This window comes from Treponema sp., assembly GCF_017430385.1.
Classification (GTDB): Bacteria; Spirochaetota; Spirochaetia; order Treponematales; family Treponemataceae; genus Treponema_D.
The window spans coordinates 45,842-58,903 of the sequence record NZ_JAFRNB010000005.1 but is presented as its reverse complement, the minus strand read 5'-3'; the positions used below and the strand labels follow the sequence as shown (position 1 = coordinate 58,903).

Below are 13,062 nucleotides of genomic sequence, written 5' to 3'. Positions count from 1 at the left end.
GAGTCTCCAAAACGAGACCTGCTGCCTGCAAGAAGTGCTCCTGGTCAGCATAACGAGTTTTGAGCTCGTCCCAAACGCGCTTACAATAAGCGTTCTTAACGTTAAATTCTTTGATTGCCATTTTTTTCTCCTATTCAATTTCTGGCGTTTTCTTATTGCTTCACACGGAAACAAAAAAGGCGTCATAAACTAAACGCCACAGTAAATCCATAAGGACACACCTATAGCGGTTAATTTACGACGCCTTTGTCTTGGAAATTACTATATATAAAAACAAAATAAATGTCTATAGGATTAAGAAGAATTTAAGCGGAAACTTACCGGCTTGCGCCCTTCCACCCTTCCGCTTCGCTCCATTGCCCGTCCTTCGCACGGGCAACTAAAGGGGTTCCACGGCTGGCGCGCAATTTCTGCAAATAATCAAAATTTCCGTCTTTTTTTTACATTTCCTACTATAAATTTTCGTGTTATTATTTTTCTAAATCAATTGTCAGGAGAATCTTATGAAAATTGCACTTATTAACGAAAATTCACAGGCTGCGAAAAATCCTGTTATCTACAACGCACTCAAAAAAGTCGCTGATGCACATGGATTTGAAGTCGTAAACTATGGCATGTACTCAGCCGAGTCACCATCTCTCACTTATGTTCAGAACGGCATTTTGGCGGCAACTTTGCTCAACTCAAAAGCTGTTGATTATGTCGTAACAGGATGCGGAACTGGCGAAGGTGCAATGCTCGCACTCAACAGCTTCCCTGGTGTAATCTGCGGTCATGTCGCGACACCTCTCGATGCTTACACTTTTGCTCAGATTAACGACGGAAACGCAATTTCAATTCCGTTCGCGCTCGGTTTTGGCTGGGGCGGCGATTTGAACCTCGAATATATTTTTGAAAAACTTTTCTGCGAGCCAAGCGGACAGGGATATCCTCGTGAGCGAGCCGAGCCGGAACAGCGAAACAAGAAAATTCTCGACCGCGTTCGTGAAGCTGCATTCAAACCTTTCGTAGAAATTCTCGAATCTTTGGACAAAGATTTGGTAAAAGGTGCATTCGCTGGTGAAAAATTCAGTGACTTGTTCTTCCGTGACTGCAAAGACGAAGCAATTGCTGAAGCTGTAAAAAAATTAATGTAACTCAAATGCGTTAAGGATAGTAGCGGCGGCGAAGCCGTTCCTATCCAATCATGCCATACGGCATGGTTGGATAGGAATGAAGCCGAAAGGCGGAACCGCGGATAGCCTGCCCCGACGAATGTCGGGAACGCCCTAATTTCTGATAGTATAACTATATCTAACCCTTTAAATATTTCCTTCGGTTCATTATAATAAACGAAATAAAAAGTTTATCAGTTTTTTAAATCCTATGCTCTAGTTGGAGATTTTCTTTTATGGAAGAAAAATCATTCAAACCTTTCATTTCCGCTGATCGAGTTTTGCCTGAGCTTACTCCGGTTTCAATCGCTCTCGGAATTATCCTTGCCGTTCTTTTTGGTGCGGCAAACGCTTACTTGGGTCTCCGGGTCGGCATGACCGTCTCGGCTTCAATTCCTGCTGCTGTTCTTTCAATGGGAATCATTCGAATCATCCTCAAACGAGATTCGATTTTGGAAAACAACATGGTTCAGACTATCGGTTCTGCCGGTGAGTCTTTGGCCGCAGGCGCAATCTTCACTTTGCCGGCACTCTTTATGTGGGCAAAAGAAAGCGATGCTGTTTCAAAGCCAACTTTCTGGGTAATCGCAGTAATTGCCCTTTGTGCAGCTTTGCTAGGTCTCATTTTCATGGTTCCGCTCCGCTCAGCTCTTATCGTTGAAGAGCACGGTGTTTTGCCATTCCCGGAAGGAACTGCTTGTGCAGAAGTTCTTTTGGCAGGCGAAGAAGGCGGCGAAAAGTCAAAAATCGTATTCTCAGGATTGGGAATCTCAGCTTTGTACAAATTCATCGCTGACGGTTTGTGCTTGTTCCCTTCAGAAATCGACTGGAGCATCAAAAAGCTTGGAACTGGCTTCGGTGCTGATGTTCTCCCGGCTCTTGCAAGCGTTGGTTATATTTGTGGCAAAAAGATTTCTTCATACATGTTCGCTGGTAGCGTTCTCGCTTGGTTCCTTGTAATTCCTTTGATTAACTTCTTCGGCGGTTCTTCAATCTTCGCTCCTGCAAAAGCTTCAGTTGCTGAGCTTGGCGCATGGGGAATTTGGAGCAACTATATCCGCTATGTCGGTGCAGGTGCTGTAGCAACAGGCGGTATCATCAGCTTGGTTAAGTCTCTGCCGACAATCATCCGCACTTTCAAAAAAGCTGTAAGCGGTTTGGGTCACAAAATCGACTCAGAAGAGCGCACAAACAAAGACCTTCCAATGAAAGGACTTTTGATTCTCGCTCTCGCAATTGTCGTTGTAATCTGGCTCTTCCCGGCAATTCCAGTCGGACTTTTGGGAGCTTTCATCATCGTAATCTTCGGATTCTTCTTTGCGACAGTTTCTAGCCGCATGGTAGGTCTTGTTGGTTCTTCAAACAACCCGGTTTCAGGAATGACAATCGCAACTCTTCTCATTGCAACAGCCCTTCTCAAATCAACAGGTCACACTGGAATCGCTGGCATGACAAGCGCAATCGCAATCGGAACAATCATCTGTATCATTGCTGCAATGGCCGGAGATATGTCTCAGGACTTGAAGACTGGTTACATCGTCGGTGCAACTCCACGCAACCAGCAGATTGGTGAATTGATTGGTTGTATCGTCTCAGCTTTGGCAATCGGTGGAATCATGTATCTTCTCGACACAGCATGGGGATTCGGTTCAAAAGAATTGCCGGCTCCACAGGCAACTTTGATGAAGCTTGTCGTTGAGGGTGTTATGGGCGGAAACTTGCCTTGGGTTTTGGTTCTCGCAGGTGTTGCAATTGGTATCGCTGTTGAAATCATCGGAATCCCGGTTTTGCCAGTCGCAATCGGTGTTTATCTTCCAATCCATCTTAACACACCAATCTTTATCGGTGGTCTCATCCGTCACTTCTTCGACAAAAAAGGCGAGGAAGGAAAGAAAATCACTGAGAAAGGTATTCTTTACGGCTCAGGTCTCATCGCTGGTGAAGGTCTTATCGGAATCTTGCTCGCAGTATTCGCTGTCATTCCAGTTGCAGACGGAAAATCATTGCTCCAGTCAATAAATTTGGGCGGAATGCTCGGAAATATTGGCGGCGTAGTATTCTTCGCACTGTTGCTCGCAAGCATCGTGTTCTTCACACGCAACAAGAAAAAGAATGGCTAAGACCAAAAAACTTCCTGCAAACTACATGGATATTGTTTTCGTTCGGAGAGAGAACTGTCCGTGGAGATTGCAGGAAAACGGCATTGTTGAAGTCGATATGGAAAATAGAGGATTTTTCAATGCCGTCGCTCAGAAATTTTTCAAACGGCCTCGTGTGAGCCATATTTCACTTGATAAGTATGGCTCAACACTCTGGCTCGCCCTGGACGGAACGGCCACAGTAAACGATGTGCTTTCAAAAATGAACGCAGCGTTTCCAGAAGAAAGCGAAAAAATGCTGAACCGCGTGGTACAGTTTTTAGCAACGCTGGAAATGCACAAGTTTATTGTGAGAAAATAAAACAATATTTTCAATTTTTAGATAAAAACAAAAAAAACGGCTTCCGGTCGTGAACACGGCTTATCGAAACCGCAGGCTAGCCTGCTACACGCTGTTTGTGCCTGTAACTATTTACGTTTGCCGCTTACGCGGCAGCACAAACAGAGTGTTTTCGTAAGCCGTTTCACTCCCTCTCGCCGTTTTTTTTGCATTTATTGTGCAAGTTAAAAAATTGTTTTCTGGCGCAATAAATTATTTTCCTTATTTCTTAGTGTACGCTTTCCAGGTTGTTTCTACCAAAGTTTCTACATCGCTGTATTTTGGCTCCCAGCCTAGAAGTTCTTTGGCCATGTCGTATTTGGCGTAGAGGCTTGCTGGATCACCTGGGCGGCGTGGAGCTTCGGCAGCTGGAATTGGTTTTCCTGTGATTTTTCTTGCCGCGTCGATGATTTCTTTGACGGTTGTGCCCTTTTCTGTTCCCAAATTGAGTTTGAGAGATTTGTTGTTCTTTACGATGTAGTCCAATGCCATGACATGAGCGCGTGCCAGGTCTGTGACATGGATGTAGTCGCGGATACAAGTGCCGTCGCGTGTGTCGTAGTCAGTTCCGAAGATTTTAAGCTCGCGCTGACCGAGAGCCGCTTCCATTACTCGTGGAAGAAGATTTTCTGGCTTCTGTTCCAGGCCTGTGATTACGCCTTCCGGATCGTAGCCTGCTGCATTGAAATAGCGGAGAGCGGCAAATTTGAGTCCGCGGATTTTGTCGTACCACTCCATGAAACGCTCGATTTCGAGTTTTGTGAATCCGTAGTAGTTGATTGGATTCTGAGGATGATTTTCGTCCATTGGAAGATACTGTGGCTCGCCGAATGTAGCTGCACTTGAAGAGAAAATCATGATTTTGCAGTTGTGTTTTACAGCCGCGTTCATGATGTTCAATGTGCCTGTGATATTGTTGATTGAGTATTTTTCTGGCTCAACCATTGACTCACCAGCAGCCTTGAAAGCCGCAAGATGAACGAAAGCATCGAAGCCGCGGGCAAAAGCCTGCTCCAAGTCGCGCTCAATCAAAATGTTTCCGTAGATAAATTCGTTCTCTTTGAAAAGATTCTCACGCAAACCGCTGGAAAGATTGTCAAAAACGGTAACTTTGTGACCGTTTGCCATCAATTCCTTAACAACATGCGAGCCGATGTAGCCAGCTCCACCGATAACCAAAACTTTCATTTTTTCCTCCATTCTGGTGTTTTGAGATTCCCTTCTTTTTCAAGTTAATATTATCGTTTTCCGTAAGTTTTTGCAAATTCCTCGGCAGGAAGCGGCTCTGAGAAATAGAACCCCTGAAGATAATCACAGCCGATATTCGCCATGTCCTTTACCGTTTCCCAATTTTCGACTCCCTCAGCGGTGATTGTGAATTCCATCTGCTTGAAGGTTTGAACAAGTGCGGGCAATAGTCTGTCATGATTCTTCTCGTAGTCACGCACAAGCTCCATATCAAGCTTGATGTTCACGAAAGGACAATGCTTGAGCCGGCTGACATTTGAATATCCGCTTCCATAATCGTCAAGAACGAACTGGAATCCTGTGTTTCGCATCGTCTGAATCTGCTTTTGAAGGAGAGCGTAGTCAATCATCGATTCCTCGGTAATTTCAAGATGGATCAAATCCGCGGACACATTGTATTTTTCAAGGATTTTTGTAAAACGGCTGTTTAAATCCGGGCGCAAGAACTGAATCGGCGACAAATTGACATTTATCCAGGAAAGCCCCATCTCCTCTATGTTGTGGTCGTGGATAAATTTGCAGGCTTTTTCAAACATCTGCTCGCCCAAACTGCTGATTCGGCCGTTTCGTTCTGCAATCGGAATGAATTTAACCGGCGAAATAATATTCCCGCTCTCGTCACGAATTCGGGCAAGGGCTTCCGCGCCGACAAGCTCGTAATTTCGTGAGTCCATAAGAGGCTGCAGGAACATCTCGACGCTGTTATTCTCAACTGCCTTTTCGACGCACCTCTTAATCAGAATGTTGTCTTCGATTGTGATTAAAGTCTCGCGATTTATGGTGATGCTCACATTGTCCAGTTTTTCGGCTTCCCTCAGTCCGATAAAAACAGAATTCGCAATCTTTTCGGATTTTTTGAAGCTGACATTCGGATCAATCTGAACGAATTTTGGTTCCAAGAAAATCTCGACATCTTTTCCCGCACTCCACGATTTTTTGAATCGCTCTGAAATTTCATTCTTGATTTTTTCAGCCTGAGAATTATCTTTGCCAACAAGAACAAAACGGCCGTCATGAAGATAGAATCTCAGAATTTTTGGATATTTTTTTGCCAGATATTGGCAGATAATCGTAATTCCACGATCCATTTGAGTGCCGCCGTAAACTTCACGAAGCTCGTTATAAATATTGATTACAAATCCAAGAACAAGGGGGGAATCTTTTTCATCAAATTCGGAAAACAGCGCATAAAATCCCCTTTTATTGAAAGCATTCGACTTGTCCGCGAGATACATGATTGGATTCTCAAAGGAAATAAAAATAATAACAATCGCAAGAAGCGTGAAAAGATTCATAATCAGGTACTTCGGGAACGCAAAGCGGGCAATATATCCGATTATCAGGGCAAGATTGAAAGCAATGACCGAAATCAACACTGAGCGAGAAAGCATTTTTCGGTAAAGAACGATACACAAAAATGAATATAGAAGGAAAAAGGCTGCACACACATAAATCACATTGTAGAAAGGCGCGCGAGCATACTTCCCGGTATCAGAAATTGATAAAATCAAGTCAAAACGCAAGTTGAACAGAGCAAAAATCGCAAAAATTCCAATTACGATGTCAGAAACGATGCAGATAAAGCTTTTCAAGTGCCGTTTTATTTCCAAAACATCTTCGGTAAACATGAAGAATGTAAAAGAGCGGAGCATGAACAGAACAAAATAAAGCACATTCAAAGCCCGAATGATGAACGGTGAAAAAGATGAGGCGTGCTCAATCGCCAGCGAAGCAAAAATATCAGAAATTATTACGGATAAATCAACGACCAAAATTCGAAGAAACGAGCGGTTAATTTTTATTGGCAGGCGTGGATAAATAAAATAGTAGACAATGAAAGTAAAAAGAATTATTAAGTCCGGAAGAATAAAACTATAGTTCCACATAAAATTCTCTCCATAATTAAACTTGTTTTAATTATGGAACAGAATTTCAAGAATAGCAAGGAAACTCTTAACAAAAATTGAAAAATTTCCTTGCCGTTCTTATGGATTTTATGCTTTACGACTTGAACAAATCGATTTCTTTGCCGATTGCAAGAACGGAATTCTCCATTTGGCTTGCAATTTCTGCGAGCCGGCTTCCAGTCTTTCGGATTTCTTCGGCACCGCTGGACATTTCAGTTACGCTGGTCTTGATTACGCCAGTTGAATCCTGCAAGTTGTGGATTTCGTCAAGAATCAGCCTGTTGCCCTCGGCCATTTCGTGCCCTGCGACCCGAACTTCACTTGTTCCGTCATTCATTACTTTGAGCGAATCGACAATCTGCTGACTTCCGACTTGTTGCTCTTCCATAGCCGCGCGAATCTGTCGGACAAGCTGATCCGTGTTCATAATCTGCTCGTTGACTTCCTTGAAACTGTGGCTACTTAATTTTGAAGACTCGACAACAGCCGAAATCGTTGCGCTGATTTTTGTAAGCTCAGCCGAAATTTTCTTTGACTGAACGGCAGAGGTCTCTGAAAGCTTACGGATTTCATCTGCGACAACAGCAAAGCCCTTTCCTGCTTCGCCAGCATGAGCCGCCTCAATCGCCGCATTCATCGCAAGAAGATTTGTCTGACTTGCGACATCTTCGATTGCTTTGTTAGCGTCCTGCAAAGCCTTTGACTGCTCGGAAACAGAAAGAATCTGCTCCTCAACCTTTTTCTGCTGCTCAACGCCAGTTTCGGCATTCTGAGAAAGCTGGTCAAATGTAGTCGCCATCCTTGCGACAGAGCCGTTAACCGAAGAAATATTCCCAATCATCTCCTCGACTGCACTTGAAGCCTGACTTACGCCGCGAGACTGGTTCTCAATCATTTTTTCGAGCGAATTGATGTTCTCTGCAATCTCTGCTACCGCCGCAGAAGTCTGTGAAACTGCATTTGCCTGAGAGCTCATCTGGTCGCCAACGCTGTTGATGTTCGTGATAATCTGATCAATTGAAGTAGAAACTTCCTGAACGCTGTCCTGCAAGTCACTTTCGGCATAGCCAAGCTCGTCGCGGGAAGATTTAATCTGCGAAACGATGTTCTGTAATTTTTCGACGAATTTATTGAATCCACCGACCATGCTTCCGATTTCATCTTTTGTAGAGATTTTGATTCGCCTTGTCAAATCAGCATTTCCAGAAGCGATTTCGTTGACAGCAGAATCGACAGTGCGGATAGGCCTAATAATAGGAAGAGAAACGCCGATTGCAGCAAAAACAGAGACCGCAAGAACAATCGCAAGCAAAATCAGAATGAGCGTGATGCTGCCACGAAGCTGCTCAGTAAGCTCATTTGAAGGGCCGACAGAAACGAAAGTCCAGCCGGTCGCATCTGAAATTTTTTGTGCAAGGAAATATTTTCCGCCAGCCGCATAAAGATTTACGAATGCACTTCCTGTTGAAATCTGATTTTTGAATTCAGACATTCCAGAATAGTCCTTGTAGAAATTTGAGGCAAGGATTTTGCTCGAATCAGAATTAGTGAGATAATTTCCGTTCGCATCGAGAATGAAAGATTCGCCTGATTTTGAAAGTTTTGTACCGGAAATAAGCTCGGTCAAATCACCAAGAAGAATATCGAGCGCAACAACGCCATAAACGCTGCCATTTTTTTGGACGGCGCGGGCAACAGTTGTTACAGGCTGCTGGGTGTCCGCATCGATATATGGCTCCGTAACAGCAGGAGAAGAGCTTTTTATTCCTTTTTGGTACCATTCGCGAGTCGATTTATCATAATCATCGCCAGGCTCCCATTTGTCGTTTGAGTACATGATTCCACCACGATTCATTGGAACAGTATCGGCAAAATAGAGCGAATAAAATGAACTGTCACCTTTGATTGCAGCATCAAAAGCGTCCTGCGTTTCTTCCTTTTCGATTTCGTGGGAAGCAACAAAAACCGCCATGTCATTTACGATTGTCATTGGTTTTAGCAGAAAGGAATTGATTTTTGCCGTAGCCTGTGAAACCTGTGCATTTGCATTGCTTGTGACACTTTCTTCTATAGAAGAGGTCTGCATTTTGATGACAGGGACGGCAATCAAAGCACTGGCAGCAATGACGACGCCGAGATTAGAAAAAATGATTTTCTTTTTGATGGTAAACATTAGAAAGCCTCCGAAAGCAATAAAAAGTTGCACTTGGCTAATTTGCTAATATTACATTATAGAAACATTTAAGAGTTTTGTAAATTTTTTTTAAGAAAAAAAATACGCTGCTTCTAAAGAAAATTTATTGATTAAAATTCTTCCAATTTCATTGCAGCTTCTTCCCAGGCTGTGTTAAGCTCGTCGAGCTTTGCAGAAAGCTCCGAAATACGGGCTTGCACAGCCTTTGCTTTTTCGCCGTTTGAGTAAACTTCTGGATTTGCCATTTTGTTTTCTTCGGCAGATTTTTCTTCCTCAGTTTTGGTAATCTCGTCTTCAATCTGTTTTACAAGTTTCTCAGCCTTGCGCTTCTCAGCCTCAAACTTCTTTTTCTCTTCGTAAGAAAGCCGAGCATCGCTTTTAGAGTCAGACAGGGGGCTTGGGGCGCCAGCCCCAGGAGAATGGGGTGTGGGTGAAAGCGAAGCTTGAACCCCAGGGGAAAGGCTTTTCCCCTTCCCATTGCTCATTGCTAATTGCTCACTGCTAATTTCTTGGCCGTTCGCTTCACGCTCAATTCTTTCCATATAATAGCGGTAGTCGCCTGGGAATGTGCGGAATTTGCCCGGCTTAAGCTCCAGGACGCGGGTTGAAAGGTCTTCGATAAAGCCTCGGTCGTGGCTGACGAAAATTACTGTGCCGCCGAAATCTTTGAGGGCTTCGAGAAGGACATCTTTTGAGTGCATGTCGAGGTGGTTGGTCGGTTCGTCGAGAATCAGGAGATTTACCGGCTTAAGAAGGAGTTTGAGCAAAGCCACGCGCGACTTTTCACCGCCCGAAAGCACATCCAGGCTCTTGAAAACATCGTCGCCACGGAAAAGGAATGCTCCGAGCATGTCACGGATTTTTGGAATCAGTTCCAGAGGGGCATCGGCCTCAATCGTCTCAAGAATGGTGCTGCTGCCTTTGAGGGTTTCGGCGTTATCCTGCGAGAAGTAGCCGATTGAAACGCCCGCACCAAGTTTTACGCTGCCTTCAAAATCGCTATCAACGCCCGCAAGGATTCTGAGGAGAGTTGATTTTCCGGCTCCGTTGTGACCTGCGACAACCAGACGATCGCCGTTTTCCAAAAGCAAGTCGAGATTATCAAGAACTTTGTGAACGCCGTCGTAAGATTTTGTGATTTTTTCGAGAGTCGCAACCAAGCGGCCAGAATGTGGTGCCTGCGGAAACTTGAAGTGAATCTTTTTGAGGCTTTCCGGGATTACGATTTCGTGCTCCAGGATTTTGTCGAGCATTTTTTGTCGTTCCTGAGCCTGCGCCGCCTTAGTCGCCTTTGCTCCGAAGCGGTCGATGAATTCCTGCAAGTGACGGATTTCTTCCTGCTGTTTTTCGTATTCTTTGATGAGAGTTTCAAGCTCTGTTTCGCGGACTTTTTCGTAGTGAGTGAAATTGCCCGGATATCGATGAAGGTCGCCGTTAAAAAGCTCGTAGACTTCGTTGATTGTGTGGTCGAGGAAGTAGCGGTCGTGGCTTACAAGCAAAAATCCGCCAGCATAATTGTTAAGGAACTTTTCGAGCCATTCACGCGCCTCAATATCGAGGTAGTTGGTCGGCTCGTCGAGAAGAAGGATGTCGGGATTGACCATGAGTGCTTTTGCAAGTGCGATTCGCATCTGCCATCCGCCGGAAAATTCTTCACATTTTTTGTCCAAATCTTCGTGTGAGAAGCCCAGACCAATCAGAATCTGCTCAGATGTTGCCTGCCGCCTGTTAAAGCCGGAATTTTCGATTTCAGTGAGGATTGCATCGTGGCGTTCGAGAAGGACTTTTTGATTTCCGTTTCCTGCCTTGAGGTCGTCGCCGATTTTGTCCAGCTCTTTCTGCAATTTGTAGCCGAACTCAAAGGCTTTGTCACACTCGGCACGCAAGGTGCAGCCGTGGTGAGTGAGGCCGCTCTGAGGAAGATAAGCGATTCGCGCATCTTTTGAGACTGAGCGGCTGCCGTCATCGGGCTGAACAAGACCAGCCATTACCTTGATAAGAGTAGATTTTCCTGTTCCGTTTGCGCCAGTGAGAGCAGCTTTGCTCCCAGCCTGTAAATTGACGGAAACTTCTTTTAAAATATCACGGTCGCCAAAAGCAAGCGACACTTTGCTGAATTGTACGAATGCCATAAAAAATCCTTAGTAAGTAACCATAGATTAACACAGATGCCACAGATTATATAAGTTGAAATTGATAACTGTAAGTAAAACAGGTAAAATTTTCACATAGGAAATATACAATCTGTGTAATTCGTGTAATCTGTGGTTTATTTTATTTTTTCAAAAATCTCTCTGTGAACTCTGTGCACCGCATGGATGCGGTGATAAAACAAAGAGAGAAAATTCAAACGGCAAAGTCAACGATTTTTGCCGTGTTTGCCGCAAGGTGAACAGAATTTTCTCGTAAGAACACAAATTACAAGGATGTAATTTGTGTTCCACTATTTTTTTTCAAAGAATAAAATCATCGGACTTGCACTGCGCGAAGTCACAACTCCGTCCTTTACAGGAGCTTTTGAGGCGTCTTCAAGACGAAGGCCTGTGTCAGTAAGCTTGTAAAGGAAATTAACACCATCTTCCATGCCGGTGAAGTGCATAGTAATCACGCCGTCGTAAGAAGATTTGAGCGAATTTGCAATGAAATAATCGAGTGTGACAGTGACAGAACCAAGTGCCTTTGAGGAAATAATGCTTGGCTGCAAAAGCTTGTAATTGCTCCATGTCACAGAATTCTCGTTGTTGAATTTGATTGTTCCGTAATTTGAACTTTTGAAAACCGGGCCTGCACTTGCGATTCGCTTGAGCTCGGTTTGCCGCCTTGCAAGTTCTTTTTCTATCAGTGATTCGATGTCCTCAGTTAAGGCAACCAGCGTTTCCTGCTTTGGACGGCCTTTTTCGCTGTACTGCAAAATCATAGTGTCTGAACCAGCACCGCGAATCGACATCTTGAGATTTGCGCCTTTGAATTCGTATTCCTTCTCGGCTTTTTTAGTGATGTCGGTGTAAGTCCAATTACCGCCGGCATTTTCCGTGTTAAGAACTGCCGTTCCCGCAAATACAGAATCTGAATTTTCTTCGATATTGATTCCAAAAGTGAATCCAAAGCTTGGGTTCATTCTGTTCACATCAATTCGGCCGACCTTAATCATGCTCGCAAAACTTTCAGGGTACCATCTTTTTTCAATCAGCGAGCGGATAATCGCCGTGTCGCCGTTCACAGTTCCCTTCAAATCATCCATTTTAATAGAAGATTTTTCATTTGCACTTGCAACATCAAAACCCTCTGCCTTAAAAATCGCCAGGTTGTGCGAGAAACACCAGCCGAAAGTGCCAGTCTCGGTAAGAACACGGAGCCATTCGCCTTCCATGTTGCCCTTTCCGTTTGTTACAGCCGCCCCCGAACCGCGGTACAGACATCGGATAATCTCGCCCTCACGCAAGCGGTAAACCTGCTTTGAAGTATTTATTGCATCGGCACGGACAGGAAGACCATCGAGTTTTACAGTGGCATAAGTATGCTCAAATTCTGAAAATCTCTTTTGCTGCTTGAGAGCCTTGCTTTTGCTTTCTGGTTCAGTCGCCTGCCAAAGCGGAATCTCAAAATTCTCTTTGCTTCCAGGAATTGAAACGACATAAACCTGTGAAATATTCGACTTAATGTGAACCTTCAAAAGCGTGCCGTCCGCAATTTCATGCTCCGAATTGCTCCACAAAAGCACGCTGTACCCAAGATTCTTGCCACAAGATGAAAAAACTCCCATCAAAAGGGAAGCTGTAATCAGAAGAAAAATTTTTCGTAAAGACATAGTATTGTAATTATATAGAAAAAAAACAGATGTGAGAAGTTGGAAAAATAGGAGTTGGGGGCTACGGCTATCGCCGTCAGGCTTTCCGCCATTCCGCTATCGCTACAGCCGCTCACTCACTCGCTTTCACTCGTTCAGCTTGCGGCCGCCTACGGCGTGGCTACAATCCTTAGCCCTTTGGCTCGCCTTCTCTTTTATACCGCATCCTGCGATGCAGTTTTTGTAGCTGATTTATCTTCAATTTCCTAACTTCTCAATTTGTTTGCATTTCAC

9 protein-coding genes are annotated in these 13,062 nt (G+C 44.3%); 4 read left to right on the top strand and 5 right to left on the bottom strand.

The window, feature by feature from the left end; all coding sequences use genetic code 11:
* Positions 1–503: 503 nt before the first annotated feature.
* The 3 genes from IJJ71_RS00420 to IJJ71_RS00410 all read left to right on the top strand — a co-directional run bounded on the left by IJJ71_RS00420 (position 504) and on the right by IJJ71_RS00410 (position 3,614).
* Positions 504–1,136 carry an RpiB/LacA/LacB family sugar-phosphate isomerase gene (locus IJJ71_RS00420; RefSeq protein WP_296844664.1) on the top strand — a complete coding sequence of 211 codons (633 nt, stop codon included), beginning with the start codon at positions 504–506 and terminating at the stop codon, positions 1,134–1,136.
* Between the two features lie 254 nt (positions 1,137–1,390).
* Positions 1,391–3,274, top strand: coding sequence for an OPT family oligopeptide transporter (locus IJJ71_RS00415; protein WP_296844662.1), 1,884 nt, complete (start codon positions 1,391–1,393; stop codon positions 3,272–3,274).
* Positions 3,267–3,614 carry a PqqD family protein gene (locus IJJ71_RS00410; protein WP_296844661.1) on the top strand — a complete coding sequence of 116 codons (348 nt, stop codon included), beginning with the start codon at positions 3,267–3,269 and terminating at the stop codon, positions 3,612–3,614. The genes IJJ71_RS00415 and IJJ71_RS00410 overlap by 8 nt, the downstream gene beginning before the upstream one ends.
* A 240-nt stretch (positions 3,615–3,854) precedes the next feature.
* Here the strand turns inward: IJJ71_RS00410 and galE are convergent, their stop codons facing one another.
* The 5 genes from galE to IJJ71_RS00385 all read right to left on the bottom strand — a co-directional run bounded on the left by galE (position 3,855) and on the right by IJJ71_RS00385 (position 12,789).
* Positions 3,855–4,820: a UDP-glucose 4-epimerase GalE gene (gene galE / locus IJJ71_RS00405; RefSeq protein ID WP_296844660.1), complete on the bottom strand. Its 966-nt coding sequence runs from the start codon at positions 4,818–4,820 to the stop codon at positions 3,855–3,857.
* 50 nt (positions 4,821–4,870) lie between these two features.
* Positions 4,871–6,766, bottom strand: a complete 1,896-nt coding sequence (locus IJJ71_RS00400; RefSeq protein WP_296844659.1) for an EAL domain-containing protein — start codon at positions 6,764–6,766, stop codon at positions 4,871–4,873.
* A gap of 115 nt (positions 6,767–6,881) precedes the next feature.
* Complete coding sequence (locus IJJ71_RS00395) at positions 6,882–8,960, bottom strand: methyl-accepting chemotaxis protein (RefSeq protein WP_296844657.1); 2,079 nt, start codon at positions 8,958–8,960, stop codon at positions 6,882–6,884.
* Positions 8,961–9,091: 131 nt separating this feature from the next.
* On the bottom strand, positions 9,092–11,113 hold the full coding sequence (locus IJJ71_RS00390; RefSeq protein WP_296844656.1) for an ABC-F family ATP-binding cassette domain-containing protein: 2,022 nt from the start codon (positions 11,111–11,113) through the stop codon (positions 9,092–9,094).
* Positions 11,114–11,424: 311 nt separating this feature from the next.
* Complete coding sequence (locus IJJ71_RS00385; RefSeq protein WP_296844654.1) at positions 11,425–12,789, bottom strand: SH3 domain-containing protein; 1,365 nt, start codon at positions 12,787–12,789, stop codon at positions 11,425–11,427.
* 54 nt (positions 12,790–12,843) lie between these two features.
* Between IJJ71_RS00385 and IJJ71_RS00380 the strand changes: the two genes are divergently transcribed.
* Positions 12,844–13,038 (top strand): hypothetical protein, encoded by a 195-nt coding sequence (locus IJJ71_RS00380; protein WP_296844652.1) that lies wholly within the window; start codon positions 12,844–12,846, stop codon positions 13,036–13,038.
* The last annotated feature ends 24 nt before the right edge of the window (positions 13,039–13,062 follow it).

Coding starts and splice junctions, on each gene's coding strand:
- IJJ71_RS00415 (WP_296844662.1), top strand. CDS start 1,391: ATGGAAGAAAAATCATTCAAACCTTTCATTTCCGCTGATCGAGTTTTG.
- IJJ71_RS00410 (WP_296844661.1), top strand. CDS start 3,267: ATGGCTAAGACCAAAAAACTTCCTGCAAACTACATGGATATTGTTTTC.
- IJJ71_RS00395 (WP_296844657.1), bottom strand. CDS start 8,960: ATGTTTACCATCAAAAAGAAAATCATTTTTTCTAATCTCGGCGTCGTC.
- IJJ71_RS00390 (WP_296844656.1), bottom strand. CDS start 11,113: ATGGCATTCGTACAATTCAGCAAAGTGTCGCTTGCTTTTGGCGACCGT.
- IJJ71_RS00385 (WP_296844654.1), bottom strand. CDS start 12,789: ATGTCTTTACGAAAAATTTTTCTTCTGATTACAGCTTCCCTTTTGATG.
- IJJ71_RS00420 (WP_296844664.1), top strand. CDS start 504: ATGAAAATTGCACTTATTAACGAAAATTCACAGGCTGCGAAAAATCCT.
- IJJ71_RS00400 (WP_296844659.1), bottom strand. CDS start 6,766: ATGTGGAACTATAGTTTTATTCTTCCGGACTTAATAATTCTTTTTACT.
- galE (WP_296844660.1), bottom strand. CDS start 4,820: ATGAAAGTTTTGGTTATCGGTGGAGCTGGCTACATCGGCTCGCATGTT.